Annotated in this window: 13 protein-coding genes; 11 read left to right on the forward strand and 2 right to left on the reverse strand. The window is 63.3% G+C overall.

What is annotated here, in order from left to right:
* Window positions 1-126: 126 nt before the first annotated feature.
* Both QZ964_RS18115 and lptG read right to left on the reverse strand, forming a co-directional pair.
* Complete coding sequence (locus QZ964_RS18115) at window positions 127-2,694, reverse strand: LPS assembly protein LptD (protein ID WP_292533299.1); 2,568 nt, start codon at window positions 2,692-2,694, stop codon at window positions 127-129.
* On the reverse strand, window positions 2,694-3,779 hold the full coding sequence (lptG, locus tag QZ964_RS18120) for an LPS export ABC transporter permease LptG (protein WP_292533300.1): 1,086 nt from the start codon (window positions 3,777-3,779) through the stop codon (window positions 2,694-2,696). Before lptG ends, QZ964_RS18115 begins: the two co-directional genes overlap by 1 nt.
* A 391-nt stretch (window positions 3,780-4,170) precedes the next feature.
* Between lptG and QZ964_RS18125 the strand changes: the two genes are divergently transcribed.
* The 11 genes from QZ964_RS18125 to QZ964_RS18175 all read left to right on the forward strand — a co-directional run bounded on the left by QZ964_RS18125 (window position 4,171) and on the right by QZ964_RS18175 (window position 13,406).
* Complete coding sequence (locus tag QZ964_RS18125) at window positions 4,171-5,727, forward strand: leucyl aminopeptidase (protein ID WP_292533302.1); 1,557 nt, start codon at window positions 4,171-4,173, stop codon at window positions 5,725-5,727.
* A gap of 291 nt (window positions 5,728-6,018) precedes the next feature.
* Window positions 6,019-6,414 (forward strand): DUF4383 domain-containing protein, encoded by a 396-nt coding sequence (locus QZ964_RS18130; RefSeq protein WP_292533304.1) that lies wholly within the window; start codon window positions 6,019-6,021, stop codon window positions 6,412-6,414.
* A gap of 52 nt (window positions 6,415-6,466) precedes the next feature.
* The gene (locus QZ964_RS18135; protein WP_292533305.1) at window positions 6,467-6,772 is read left to right on the forward strand and encodes a BON domain-containing protein; all 306 of its coding nucleotides are present in this window, start codon (window positions 6,467-6,469) and stop codon (window positions 6,770-6,772) included.
* Between the two features lie 80 nt (window positions 6,773-6,852).
* Window positions 6,853-7,347, forward strand: coding sequence for a DNA polymerase III subunit chi (locus QZ964_RS18140; RefSeq protein ID WP_292533307.1), 495 nt, complete (start codon window positions 6,853-6,855; stop codon window positions 7,345-7,347).
* Window positions 7,314-8,048 carry a bifunctional 2-polyprenyl-6-hydroxyphenol methylase/3-demethylubiquinol 3-O-methyltransferase UbiG gene (locus tag QZ964_RS18145; RefSeq protein ID WP_292533308.1) on the forward strand — a complete coding sequence of 245 codons (735 nt, stop codon included), beginning with the start codon at window positions 7,314-7,316 and terminating at the stop codon, window positions 8,046-8,048. The genes QZ964_RS18140 and QZ964_RS18145 overlap by 34 nt, the downstream gene beginning before the upstream one ends.
* Window positions 8,045-9,097: an ABC transporter ATP-binding protein gene (locus QZ964_RS18150; protein ID WP_292533309.1), complete on the forward strand. Its 1,053-nt coding sequence runs from the start codon at window positions 8,045-8,047 to the stop codon at window positions 9,095-9,097. The genes QZ964_RS18145 and QZ964_RS18150 overlap by 4 nt, the downstream gene beginning before the upstream one ends.
* Window positions 9,098-9,199: 102 nt before the next feature.
* Entirely contained in the window at window positions 9,200-10,114 is a 915-nt protein-coding gene (locus QZ964_RS18155; RefSeq protein WP_292533311.1) for an ABC transporter permease subunit, read from the forward strand.
* The gene (locus tag QZ964_RS18160; RefSeq protein WP_292533312.1) at window positions 10,111-10,944 is read left to right on the forward strand and encodes an ABC transporter permease; all 834 of its coding nucleotides are present in this window, start codon (window positions 10,111-10,113) and stop codon (window positions 10,942-10,944) included. Before QZ964_RS18155 ends, QZ964_RS18160 begins: the two co-directional genes overlap by 4 nt.
* Window positions 10,941-11,489 carry a CDP-alcohol phosphatidyltransferase family protein gene (locus QZ964_RS18165; RefSeq protein ID WP_292533314.1) on the forward strand — a complete coding sequence of 183 codons (549 nt, stop codon included), beginning with the start codon at window positions 10,941-10,943 and terminating at the stop codon, window positions 11,487-11,489. Before QZ964_RS18160 ends, QZ964_RS18165 begins: the two co-directional genes overlap by 4 nt.
* Window position 11,490: 1 nt before the next feature.
* Entirely contained in the window at window positions 11,491-12,708 is a 1,218-nt protein-coding gene (locus QZ964_RS18170) for an AI-2E family transporter (protein ID WP_292533316.1), read from the forward strand.
* The gene (locus tag QZ964_RS18175) at window positions 12,705-13,406 is read left to right on the forward strand and encodes a DnaA/Hda family protein (RefSeq protein ID WP_292533318.1); all 702 of its coding nucleotides are present in this window, start codon (window positions 12,705-12,707) and stop codon (window positions 13,404-13,406) included. Before QZ964_RS18170 ends, QZ964_RS18175 begins: the two co-directional genes overlap by 4 nt.
* Window positions 13,407-13,443 lie beyond the last annotated feature (37 nt).

Below are 13,443 nucleotides of genomic sequence, written 5' to 3' on the forward strand. Positions count from 1 at the left end.
CGGCTGGAAACGCGCCCCGACGGCAGGGAGCGCGCATCGCGGCGCCTTTTAACATGGGGGACGGCGGGCGTCCTCCCGACGTGATGAATCCGACATGTAACTAGCGGCTCCGCGAAAAAAAGCCGCTCAGTGCGCCACGGCGGACCGCACGCCGTCGTTCACCAGCACCGAACCGACGCCGTAGTTGAACCGCGCCTCGCCCAAGGTGCGCAGCTGGAGCGTAACCATCACCGTCTGGTTGCGCGCCGGCAGTCCGGTGTAGGATTGCGGCTGATAGATTTGCGTATAATTGACCGACAAAGTCGTGCATTCGTCGTGGTAGCCGATGCCGGCGCCCAGCGTCGCGACCGAAAACAGGGGCGCGGTGCCCGTGAGATTGATGCCGGTGAGTGTCGTCGTGAATGGAACGAGCGTCGGACTGGTCAGAGAATTATAGAGATAGCGGCTCATGTCGAAGGTGACGGTGCCGTTCAGGAAATAGTTGCTGGTGATATCGTATTTTGCGGTCGCGGAAAGTCCCTGACGCCGCAAGTCAAAGCCGATGGCCGGCTGCGACGCGTAATTGGCATATTGAAGCTGGAGCGTGATCGGATCCAGATTCATTGTTGCGAATATGTCCAGCCGGCGCGCGCGCAAGCTGCCCTTGTCGAAGCGGCCCTTGGCGACGAAGCTGAGAAGCGAAGAGGGCGCAAAGGCGAAACGCCCGACGATATCCGACGCGCGCGAATTCAAGCCGGAATCGAGGCCGACATTCGCCGCGTCAGCCTGCGCGTAGGAGTTGGCGCCGGCGATCTGGCGTGATTGGCCGATCATCGTATTGATGAAGCCTCCATTCGACAGCGACATGGTGGCTTGGCCGCCATAGTTGAGACGCGTGCCTGTCTCGAACCGATCATAGCCGGAGAACTTGCTCCATTCGAACAGGGTCGAATCGTCGAAAACGAGGCTTTGTGCGTCCAGGTTGACGAGCGATGGGATCGAAGTCTGATTGGATCGCGCGACCACCTGGGCGATAGGCTCGAAAACGATGTCGCCGACAAAGCTTCTAGCAAGGATCGGATAGCGCCATTCGGCGCCAATGCCGGGCAGCGCTTGGCCACGGAAGCGATTGTCGGCGCCATCGAAGAACTGACCCTGCGCGCCGTTGGGAATCGGCTGCCCAAATTGATTGTAAATCGGAAACAATCCTTGGCGGTCGTAATCGAGGTAGCTGCCGACGAAGCGCGCGAAAGCGAAGGGGGTCCAAACGCCGCCGACGGGGTCGATAAATTTTCGCTTCCAGGCGCCGCTGATCGTTGCGTGTTGATAGTCGCCGCCGACGCCGCGCAGCAAACAGGTGCTGCGCTGAGGCACGACGTCGCGCGCATAGACCGCGCAGACATTGTAAAGGCCGTAAATGCTGTCCAGCCTACGCGGATTGATTGATTCGTAATTTGCGAGATCGGCGGACGTGCTCGTCACATTGCTGTCGACTTCGATCTGGCCGCCAAGGCCGGCCGTCGCCGCCGGGTCGATGTCGAAGACGCGGTTGTAGTCGATGACCGGATGCACGACGGGCTGCTGCGCCTGCACGTCATTGGGCGACAGCAGCTGGAAATAATATCCGCGCATGTCGAAATAGCTGCGCGGCCCCTGGCCGGTCAGAAAGATCGTCGACGACGCTTCGCGGAAGAAGTAGTTTTGCAGAAGATAGTTATACTGCTTGTAGTCCTGAAAGAAAAAGCGATCCGAAAGCGCCGTGATGTCCCAGCCGGCATGCCAGCGGTCATTGAGCCAGAAGTCTCCTAAGGACTGAATGGCGCCGCGCCACTGCTTGTTGCCGGCGCCGAGCGGGGCCGGCGCGAAGGCGCTCGTGTCTTGCACGTGGGTTCCTTCGCCGCGAATCGAGTAAGATCCGCTATCAAAACGCTGGCGGAATTCCGCGGTGACGAACGGGCCCTGCCGCGAAAAATAGATCGGCGTGACGGTGAGGTCGTAATCCGGCGCCAGCGCCCAGAAATAGGGCACGCCGACGCCAGCGCCGAGCTGCGAGCGATACACGAATACCGGCGACAGGAATCCGGACTTGCGCTTGATCGACGGATCCGGCGAGGACCAGAACGGCACATAGGCGATCGGCACGCCGAGCATTTCCAAGGATGCGTCTTCGTAATAGACCATCTTCTCGACGTTATCGTGGATGATCCGCTTGGCGTGGATCTGCCATGTTCGCGGCTTCGAAGGATCGTTGCGACAGGCTTCGCAGGCGGTATAGCTGCCCATCTCGAAGGTCGTCGTCTCGCCGGCCCGTTCGGCCCGCGGCGAGGTGAAATGCGTGTTGTCGACCGTGTCGACCTGCAGGCTTTCGATGAACCCGTTCTTGAAGTCGTCGGTGAGGTCAAAACGATCAGCGCGCGCGACCGAGCCGTCCTTTTCGGTCAGCTTTGCGTGGCCTTCGGCGAAAACGCGTGACGTGTTGCGGTCATAGGTGACCCGGTCCGCTTCAAGCAGCCGGCCCTTGTAGTAAATCTGGACGTCGCCGCGCGCCGTGACCGTGTTCTTTTTCTCGTCGTAGACGAGTTCCTTGGCCTCGACGACCATCCGCTCGCCGGCCGCGGGCTGCGCCGCCGCGGAGCGATTCGCGAAGGCCGCCCCGAAGATCGCGAGCGCGGCCGCTAGAATGAGAAGGCGTCGGGAGGAACTGGCGAGCGTCATCAGCCGTCCTCCGAATACAGCAAGATCACCGTGCCCAACATGCTCCCGACAAGCGCAGGCGACCACGCGGCCACGACAGGGCTTACCATGCCCGCGCCGCCGAGATCCGAGAGGACTTTGGTAACGATATAAAGCACGAAGCCTGCGGCCACGCCACCGGAAAGGGTTTTGGCGACGCCGCCAAATCGAAAGAATCTTAATGAAAAGGAAGCGGCGACGAGAACCATCGCGACGAGGAGCAAAGGTCGCGCAAGAAGCGATTGAAACTGTAGCCGATAGCCGGTCGCGTCGAGACCCGCTGAGGCGGTGCGCGCGGCCATTTCCGGCAGCGACCAGAATGGCGTGCCCTGCGGGGGCGTCGTCGCCGCCGCGACCTGCGCCGGCGTCAGTTCGGTCGCCAGCATATAGGAGCCTACTCTGCGCGACGCTTCTCCCGGCATGCTCACCTGCGCGTTCTCGAGCACCCAGACTCCCGGCTCGAGTCGCGCGCGGTCCGCTTCGATGCGCTCAAGGAAGCCGCCCTTGGGCGCGTAAATATTGACGCTGACATTCGCCAGCTCCGTGCCGGCGTTAGACGAATTCATGGCGTGCATGATGGCGAGACCATCAATGCCGTGCTGGCGCAGCCAGACGCCGTGATCGATGCGCAGACTGCCTGGCACGCCGAAAAGATCCCATTCCATCTGCTCGGAGCGCTGCTTCATCGATGCCGACAGCGGGTTGTAGATCGCGACAGAAACAATGCCGATGAGCAGGGCGGTCAGCGCCGGCGGCGCGATGAACTGCCAGACCGACATGCCGGCGGCGCGGGCGACGACCAGTTCGAGCTTTCTCGTGAGATCGACGAAAGTCGCCATGGACCCAAACAGGACCGCGAAGGGCAGGATCATCTCCGCGGCCGCGGGCACCCGCATCGCCGTCAACAAGGCGACGGTCGCGGCGCCGGCTTGCGGATTGTCGCTCGCGCGCCGCAGCATCTCGACGAAAACGACGACAAACATCAGGCAGAATATGGTGAAGAAAATCGCCAGGATCGTGCGCATGAACCGCAGCGCGAAATAGCGCGTGATCGTCGCCCCGATCATGGCTGCGGCTCCCCCCTTCGTATTTTTGGCGCGTCGCGCCAGGCGCGAGCAGCTACTGTCCAGTTAACGATCGCTAAACGCTCGCATCTTTGCGCGCAAGCGTGGCGCGGCTCCATCGAGCCGCTCCAACACATTCAATTTGCGAGCGTTGCTTTTGCGCCACGTCGGATTTCTGCGGAACGATCGCGGCGATTCCGCGGCGGGGACATCGAGCCTGGAATGGCTCAAAAACCACCCGGCCGCGATTGACCGCGGCCGCCCGCCGGAAGATATTGCGCGCCAATCCTGTCAAAATGCGCGCCTGGCGCGCCCGCCGGCGCTAACTTTCCCAAAAATCCGGCGCAATCGCGCCGGAACGGCTTCCGCTTCGGCGGAGGAGGCAGAGGCCCTGATGCTCGTCAACGCGAAATATGAACTCCAGCCATTCGACGCCGCTGAAGCGCTGCTGCGCCACCCGGAAGAGGAGGGGCATCCGCGCACGCTGGTGGCGTTCGTCGGCCGCGATCTCGCCATGGGCGAGCGCGCCGCGAGCATTCTTAAAGACGCGGCCCCTCATCTCGCGCGCGCCGCCTCGGCGGCCAAATTCAAGGGTAAATCAGGAACATCGATCGAGATTCTCGCGGCGCCCGGGGCGCCCGCCAGCCGGGTGATCCTCATTGGCGTCGGCAAAGGCGACGATGCCGAGGAAGAGGGCGGCGAAGCCGCCAAGCCGTTCGACGATTTCTTTGCGCTCGGCGGACAGACCGCCGGGAAAATCGGGCCGGGCGCGCGCGCCGTGATATTGTTCGACCTGCCGGCGGGAACGCCCGCCACACAAGACGCGGTTGCGCAACTCGCCTTGGGCGGCTGGCTGCGCGCCTATAAATTCGACCAATACAAGACCAAGAAGAAGGACGAAGCGGATCGCGACGGCTTGATGGAGGTCGTCGTCGCCGTCGCCGATCCCGACGGCGTCGGCGGCGCGATGGCCGACTGCAGCCATCTGGCGGAAGCCGTGATCCTCGCGCGGACTCTGGTCAATGAGCCGGCGAATGTGCTGACTCCGCAGGAATTCGCCCGCCGCGCTTCGGGGCTGATGAAGCTCGGCGTCGAGGTCGAGGTTCTCGACGAGAAGGCTATGTCCGAACTCGGGATGCGCGCCCTGTTAGGCGTCGGCCAGGGGTCGGAGGCAGGCAGCCGCCTCGTCATCCTGCGCTGGAGCGGCGGAGCCGAGGGCGCTGCGCCGATCGCCTTTGTCGGCAAGGGCGTCGTTTTCGACTCCGGCGGCATTTCCATCAAGCCTGCAGCCTCGATGGAGGACATGAAGGGCGACATGGCCGGCGCGGCGGCCGTGACCGGCGCGATGTACGCCATCGCCGGCCGCAAGGCCAAGGCCAATGTCGTCGGCGTCCTCGGCCTCGTCGAGAACATGCCGGATGGCAAGGCGCAACGGCCGGGCGACATCGTCAAGTCAATGTCGGGCCAGACGATCGAAATCGTCAACACCGACGCCGAAGGGCGGCTCGTTCTCGCCGACGCGCTGACTTACGTCATTGATAAGCATAAGCCCGCGGCGATCGTCGATCTGGCGACGCTTACCGGCGCCATTCTCGTCGCCCTGGGTCAGGAATATGGCGGGCTGTTCTCGAACAATGACGAACTCGCCGATCGCCTGACCAAAGCCGGGAGCCACATCGGCGAGAAGCTGTGGCGTTTGCCCATGGGCCCGGCCTACGACAAGATGATCGACTCGAAATTCGCCGATATGAAGAACACCGGCGGCCGCCACGCCGGCTCGATCACCGCCGCGCATTTTTTGCAGCGCTTCGTCGGCAAGACGCCCTGGGCGCATCTCGACATCGCCGGCACCGGCATGGGCTCGCCGACGAGCGACACCAACCAAAGCTGGGGCGCCGGCTGGGGCGTGCGGCTGCTCGACCGGCTGGTGCGCGACTATTACGAGAGCTGAGCCGGCGACATGCCGCAGCGCAAAGTTTAGGCGTTTGCGCGCGCCATGAGATCTGGGCTTCAGTTCAAGTCGACTGGGCGGGCCTCAAGTAGTGGAGGTCTTGTCGCTTGCAGTAGCCCCCGAATTGCTCCGTATTAGCTGATATTATTAGCTTAAGAATCCGGAACAAGTGGCGCTAAAGCTTTTTACCGACGGATTATCTAATGGCATTTCCATTTTTTAATTGGAAACGCTTCAGCGCCGCCCGATCTGATGCTCAGTGCAGTTGTCCTGGACTGAAAGGAACGCATCATGATTGAGTCTCAGTGGAACGCTAGGTTTGTAGCCACCATCCTCGGCGTCATCTTCGTCGCGGTTGGCCTTCTCGGATTTATTCCCAATCCGCTCGTATCCGACGTCGGCTACTTCCAGGTGAATGCCGCGCATAACTTCGTGCACCTGATCACCGGCGCGCTCCTGCTCCTCAGCCCCTATTTCGGCTTCCCGGTTCTCATGATCCGCACGCTGGCCGTCGCGTATACAGCGATCGCAGTCCTCGGATTCGTCGCGCCCGACGTCGCCTCTCTCGATGGGGCGATCGCCATGAACCACGCCGACCACTGGCTGCATGCGGCCTTGGCGATCGTTCTTCTGTTCATTGGCTTTACCAAGCCGATGGAACATTCGGTGACCACGGCCCATATGTAGGATGAAAGCGCGCCGCGGCCTTTGGGCTGCGGCGCTTTTGGCCGAGGCTGCGATGACTGGGTTAGAGAAGCTATGGATTCGCGCCGCGGTCCGCGAGGCGCTGGAAGCAAGCGGCGTGGCGGACCCCAAGGCGATCTCGATCAACATCGAGGGCGACGACGTCGTGCTCAAGGGCTCCGTCGCCTCGGCGGCCGAATGGATGGAGGCGGAATACGCCGCGTCCACCGCCTCTTCCTTCATCAAAGTCAGAAATGCGCTCGACATCAGCGTCGTTTGGGAGGCGCCAAAGGACGCAGTCTATGAGGCCGGGGTGGAATCCTTCCCTGCGAGCGATCCGCCATCGTGGACGCCGGGGTGACAGGCGCCCCGTAGGGCGCGCGGCCTGCCGTCGAACTTGCGCAAAGCAGAGAGTTTCGACATAGGGGCGATCATGCCAAGATGCCCCCAAGCGCCATGCCCGAGATCGCCTTCTATCATCTGACCCGAGCGACGGTGGCGGAGACGCTGCCGAAGCTTCTGGAGCGCTCCCGCGCGCGCGGCTGGCGCGCTATCGTGCAGGCGACGAGCGAAGCCTGCCTCGCCAAACTCGACGCCGACCTCTGGTCGTATCGTCAGGAGAGCTTTCTCCCGCACGGGACAAAGGCGGACGGCGCGCCCGCGACGCAGCCGATCTATCTGACTTGCGAGAATGACAATCCCAACGACGCCGATGCGCGCTTTTTCGTCGAGACCGCGCGCATGGCTCCGGCGCTCGCCGGCGCCGGCGCGCCGCGCCAACGCGCCGCGCTGTTGTTCGACGGGCGCGACGATGACGAGCTGGCCGATGCGCGGGCGCAATGGAAAGAACTGCGCGACCTGGGCTATAGCCTCGTCTATCACCAGCAGAGCGAGGGCGGCGGATGGGAAGAGAAGGCGTGCGAACCGAAGTCCTAGGCGAAGAGTTCGCCGAGCGCCGCGCCCGGGCGCTTGAAAAGCTCGACGCCGTCGATCCGCATAAGCGCCCCGGAGGGATCGAGGCCGACCCCAAGCGCCGCGAATGGTTCGAAGCGGGTTACACGCTCGCGGACGGCGATCCCGCGGGGGTTCCTTGGGCCTATCTTGAACCGCGTCCGCTTCTTGAAGATTGGCTGCAGTCTCGTTCGCTCGTAGGCCTCCGCGCGCTCGACGTCGCCTGCGGGCTTGGCGACAACGCCGAGGCGCTGGCGGGCGCCGGCGCGCGCGTTACCGCCTTCGATCTCGTCGAGCGCGCCGTGCATTGGGCGCGCGAGCGCTTTCCGCAGAGTAAGGTCGACTATCAAGTCGCTGATCTCTTCAATGCGCCGGATGAATGGCGCGGCGCCTTCGATCTCGTGCACGAGCTTTATACGCTGCAGGCGCTTCCCGAGACGCTTCTGCCCGACGCCGCGCGGGCGCTCGCGTCTTTTGTCGCGCCGGGCGGCACGCTGCTCGTCATCTCGCGGGCGCGCAATGAGGACGAAGCGCTTGGCGGCCCGCCATGGCCGCTCACGCGAACCACCATCGAATCGTTCGCCGTCGACGGCCTTCGGCTTGTCTTGCTGGAGGACATTCCCCCCAGTGGCCATCTCCTTCGCCACTGGCGCGCTGAGTTTCGTCGCGACGAGGCTGGCGCGTGAGCGCGCCGTTGCTGTCGATCGCCAACGTCAGCAAGACATTCGGCGCAGTCGTCGCGCTCGAAAACGTGTCGCTCGATGTCGGGGCCGGCGAATTCTTCGCACTGCTCGGGCCGTCGGGCTGCGGCAAGACCACGCTGATGCGCTGCATCGCGGGATTCGAAACGCCCGACGCCGGAGCGATTATATTGAACGGCGCCGATCTTTCCGGCGTGCCGCCGTTTCGGCGCCCGGTGAACATGATGTTCCAGTCCTATGCGCTATTTCCCCATATCGACGTTTTCGAAAACATCGCGTTCGGTCTGCGCCGGCAGGGCGAAACTAAAGTCGCGATCAACACGCGCGTCGACGAACTACTCGCGATGACCCAGCTTTCGAGCTATGGACATCGAAGAATCGGCGAGTTGTCGGGCGGACAGAAGCAACGCGTCGCGCTCGCCCGCGCGCTTGCGCCGCGCCCCAAAATGCTGCTGCTCGACGAGCCGCTCGGCGCGCTCGACCGCAAGCTGCGCGAGGAGACCCAGTTTCAGCTCAAGGAAATCCAAAGGCTGACGCAAACGAGCTTCGTCATCGTCACCCATGATCAGGACGAGGCGCTGGCGCTCGCCGACCGCATTGCGGTGATGCGCGCGGGCAGGGTGGAGCAAGTCGCGGGGCCGATGGAGATCTACGATCGTCCCGCGACGCGTTTCGTGGCGGGCTTCGTCGGCGAAACCAATTTCATCGAGGGGCGGCTGGCGCGCAACGCCGGCGCCGCGCTGATCACCGAGTTTGGACCAATTCCCTGCGATCCCGGCGACGTTCCCGACGGCGCGCGGGCGACGCTCAGCATGCGTCCCGAGCGCATCGGCGTCGCGCAAGGCGGCGAAGGAATCGTGGGTTTCGTCGAGAATTTCGTGTTTCGCGGCGAAACCACGCTGCTGCGGGTGCGCGTCGCCGAGAACGTCGTTTTGCGCGCGGCGGCCGGCCACGGCGAGCGCCACGCGATCGGCGATGCGGTGAGACTGCGCTTTCCGTCCGACGCCGGCGCGCTTCTCGCGGAGGAGAAATAGGGTGAGAGTAACAACGAACGCGCAGCGTAACGAGCATTTCCTCATCGAGACGCCTGCTGCGCAGGCTCCTCAGGATGAGGGCGCTTACGGCGGCGCTGCGGAATGAGCGGGCGACGAAGACTCTCGTTGGGCGAAAGGCTCGTGATCGCGGCGCCTTATTTCTGGATCGCCGCTTTTTTCCTTGCGCCGATGTTGCTCGTCGCCAAGATTTCCGTCTCGCAGTCGGTGCTGGCGCGTCCGCCCTATCGACCGATTTTTCAGCTTTCCGACAGTTTTGCCGACCTCTGGGCCAAGGCGCAAAATTTTACGCTTGACTCCTACCGCGCGCTCGTCAGCGACACGCTTTATGTCGAATCCTATCTCTCGTCGCTAACGATCGCCGCGGTTTCGACGCTGATCACGCTGATCGTCGCTTATCCTTTCGCGCTCGCCATCGCGCGCGCGCCCGAGCGCCTGCGTCCCCTTCTCATCGGTCTTGCCGCCGCGCCTTTTTGGACAAGCTTTCTCATCCGCGTCTACGCCTGGATTGCGCTCCTGAAGGACGAAGGGCTGATCAACAACGCGCTGATGGCGCTTGGGCTCATTTCGGCGCCGCTGCAGATGTATGCGACGTCCGGCGCCGTCGTCGTCGGCATCGTCTATTCCTATCTCCCCTTCATGCTGTTGCCGCTCTATGCCGCGCTGGAGCGTCAGGACGTGAGTCTTCGCGAGGCGGCGGCTGATCTCGGGGCGTCCCCGGCGCAGGTTTTTTTTCGCGTGACATTGCCGCTTTCGCGCGAAGGCGTCGTTGCGGGGTCGCTCCTCGTGTTCATTCCGGCGGTCGGCGAATTCGTCATTCCCGATCTCCTCGGCGGCTCCGAGACGCTGATGATCGGGCGAACTCTGTGGAACGACTTCTTCTCCAATCACGACTGGCCGGCCGCCTCCGCCGCGGCGATCGCGCTCGTCGCTCTGTTGATGGTCCCGCTGCTGGCGTGGGAGCGCGCACGTCTTAAGGAAGAGGAGGAGGCGCGATGAGCGCGGCGGCCGCGTGGGCGCGTGCCGCAACTCTTGTTGCCGGCTTCGTCTTTCTTTATGCGCCGATCGTCGTTCTAGCGGTCATGAGCTTCAACGCTTCGCGTCTGGTTTCCGTATGGGGGGGATTTTCGACGAAATGGTACGCGGCGCTTCTTCAGAACGCGCAGCTGCTGCATTCGGCGAAAATCAGTCTCGCCGCCGCATTGGCCTCGGCCGCAATTGCCACTGTGCTGGGCCTTCTTGCCGCCGTCGCGTTGGCGCGCTTTGGCGGCTTTCGCAGCCGCCTGCTGTTTTTCGGCGCCGTGCATGCGCCGCTGGTTCTGCCGGAAGTGGTGCTGGGCCTCGCGCTGCTCACCTGTTTCGTGGCGCTCGGCGTTGGACGAGGCTTCGTCACGCTTGTCATCGGCCATGTCACGCTGACGATGTGCTTTATGACAGTCGCGCTTCTCGCGGCGTTGCGCGACTGCGATCCGACGCTCGAAGAGGCGGCGATGGATCTCGGCGCAACGCCGCCTGAGGCTTTTGCGCGCGTCGCGCTGCCGCAGCTCGCGCCGGCGATCGTCACCGCCTTTCTTCTGGCATTTACTCTTTCACTCGATGATCTCGTCATCGCCAGCTTTGCGACCGGCCCCGGCGCGACGACGCTGCCGATGCGTATCTATTCTCAAGTGCGTTTGGGAGTCTCGCCGCAGATCAATGCGATTTCGACTTTGCTTCTCGCGCTCGTCGCCGTATCGCTCGGACTTGCTGCGCTTGTTTCCTACTGGCGCACGGGCCGCAATTTACGCGTGCCGAAAACTGCCTCGCACTCGCCGGATAAGGCGCCATGAACAACAGTTGGTTCGCTTCGGTTCCGAATTTCATCACCATCGGCCGTCTCATTCTGACGCCGGTGGCGGTCTCCTTGATCGTCGAGCGTCAATGGAGCGCCGCCTTCGTGCTTTTCGCCGTCGCCGGCTTTTCGGATGCGCTCGATGGCTGGCTCGCCCGGACCTTCAAGCTTCAATCGGAACTCGGCGCGATTCTCGATCCCATCGCCGACAAGGCGCTGATCGTTTCCATGTACGTGACGCTCGCCATTGTCGACGCATTGCCGGCCTGGCTCGCCATTATGGTCGTGTTTCGCGATTTCATGATCACCGGCGCGGTGTCGCTCTCCTGGCTGATGGGCCGGCCGATGAAGGTGCATCCACATTTTTCTTCAAAGGCGACCACGGCGGCGCAACTGGCGCTGGCCGGCGTCATCCTGGCCGCGCAGGCATATGGCGTTCACATTCCGCCCCTAAACGTGGCGCTGGTCGCGCTCGTCGCCGCATTGACCGTGGCTTCCGCCTGCGTCTATCTGTGGCTCTGGGTACAGCATATGAGGCTGTGACATGTCACAGAGAAAGCCGCCGGTCGGTTCCGACATTGTGAAGTCGGCCGCCCTCCCATCGCAGCCGCTCGAATCGGACACAGACGCCGAGATGCGGCAGTTGCAATGGGCGGGGTTGAGTGTCGAAAGGCAGCTCGCGCTGTGGGGCTTGGCGCTTCTGGCGTTGGGACTGGCCCTGTATTTTCTGAGCCCGGTTCTCGCGCCCTTCGTCGCCGGAACCGCGCTTGGCTATCTGCTGGACCCGATCGCTGACCGCCTGCAGCGGCTCGGCCTGTCGCGGCTCGGCGCGGCGGGGCTTTTGCTCGTCGTCTTTCTTTTCGTGGTGGGAACCGCGGCCGTCATAGTCGTTCCGATTCTCTCGCACCAGCTTGCCGGCTTCATCACCTCGCTGCCGGGCTATCTGCAGACGCTGCACGGGCTGCTTACGCAATGGAGCGAGCGTGTCACCAGCGATTCGATCAATGGCTGGCTGCGGGAATTCGGACTCGGCGGCACGGCGACCTTCGACGCGCAAAAATACATCAACGATCTGACGAGCCAGGCCGCCACGCTGCTCGGCGATTTCCTGAAATCGCTGTTGTGGCGCGGCTATGCGCTCATCAACGTGGTCTCTCTGATCGTCATCACGCCGGTCGTCGCCTTCTATATGCTGCTCGACTGGGATCACATGGTCACGATCATCGACGATCTGATCCCGCCGCGCCATCGCGATGACGTCCGTTCGCTGGCGCGCGACATCGACCGCGCGCTCGCAGGCTTCGTCCGCGGACAGTCGCTCGTCTGCCTGTTTCTTGGCGTCTGGTATGCCGGGGGGCTCTCGGCGATCGGATTGAATTTTGGTTTCCTCATCGGCGTCAGCGCTGGTTTCCTGAGCTTTATCCCATATGTGGGCTCCATCACCGCCTTTGTATTGTCGATCATCGTAGCGATCGTTCAGGGCTGGCCGCATATCAATTTGCCGATAGAGGCGGTGGCGATCGTCACCACCGGACTGATCATGGACGGCTATGTTCTATCGCCGCGGCTCGTCGGCGCGTCCGTCGGCTTGCATCCGGTCTGGATCATGTTCGCATTGCTCGCTTTCGGGGCGCTGTTCGGATTCACCGGCCTCATCGTCGCCGTGCCCGTCGCGGCAGCGCTCGGCGCCTTCATGCGCTTTCTCGCGCAGCGCTACCGCACGAGCGCGCTCTATCAGCACCCGGTGCCGGACCGCGCATGACGAAGGCGGGCGCGCCAGAGGACTGCGTATGGGGGCAGCAGTTGCCGCTCGATCTGCCAACGACGCCCCGTTTCGGACGCGAGGAATTTCTGCCCGCGGCCTCAAACAGCGCAGCGTTCGAACTGATCGAACGTTGGCCGGACTGGCCGGATCGCGTTTTGATGCTGATCGGTCCAAGAGGCGCGGGCAAAAGCCACCTCTGCGCCATTTGGGCGGGGCGTGCCGCCGCGCGCGCCGTTGCGCCTGAGGCCTTGCCGACGCTGGATCAGCTCGCCGCGGAGGCGCCGCGAGCGATCCTTATCGACGACGTCGATCGCGCGTCCGACGAAACGGCGCTGTTTCATCTGCTGAATTTTGTGTCCGAAAGCGGCGCTTTTCTGCTCATGAGCGCGATGCGCGCGCCGCGGGCTGAGGGGGTGCGGCTTCCCGACCTGCTGTCGCGCCTGCGCCGTGCGCCGGCCGTCGAAATCGGTGCGCCGGACGATGAACTGGTGCGCGCCGTGCTGGTGAAGCTTTTTGCGGACCGTCAACTGACCGTCGAGCCGCCGGCGCTGGCTTTCGCGGCGCTGAGGCTGGAGCGGTCTCTCGACGCGGCGCGCTCCTTCGTCGCCGCGCTCGATCGCGAGGCTTTGGCGAGGGGGCGGCCTGTCACACGGGCGCTGGCGGCCAAGGTTATGGAAGAATTCATCAGAGATTAACGCTGCGCCTTTCATCGCGGCGCAAGCCTGTGCCATG

Source organism: Methylocystis sp., assembly GCF_021731785.1.
GTDB lineage: Bacteria > Pseudomonadota > Alphaproteobacteria > Rhizobiales > Beijerinckiaceae > Methylocystis.